This window comes from Chryseobacterium sp. SIMBA_038 (assembly GCF_046535115.1).
GTDB lineage: Bacteria > Bacteroidota > Bacteroidia > Flavobacteriales > Weeksellaceae > Chryseobacterium.
Genome location: NZ_JAWRXH010000441.1, coordinates 1 through 236, shown reverse-complemented (window position 1 = coordinate 236; position 236 = coordinate 1). Strand labels below are relative to the sequence as shown.

At 38.1% G+C, this 236-nt stretch carries 1 protein-coding gene; it reads right to left on the bottom strand.

Translation table 11 applies throughout. The features are described 5' to 3' along the window. The coding region (locus SB689_RS24200) for a hypothetical protein (RefSeq protein ID WP_410694558.1) at positions 1-236 on the bottom strand (236 nt) is incomplete at both ends.

The following is a 236-nucleotide window of genomic DNA, read 5'->3' as shown; positions in this document are numbered from 1 at the left end:
AATTGTAGAAAGTGCTGGATTAGCAAGTACAGATGTTACAGTAGCGCCGCTGACGCCCTTTTGTTGCAACGTATCTCGCATAATAAAATTGTCAATATTCACATTGGTGCGATTGGTAGCAGAAATTTTATAAGCAATACATCGACTAGGTTCAATATTACTTATACTTGCTGTACTAAAACCTGTATTGGGCGTACTAGTTTCACTGATAGAGGTATAGGTTTGAGTAGATGGAC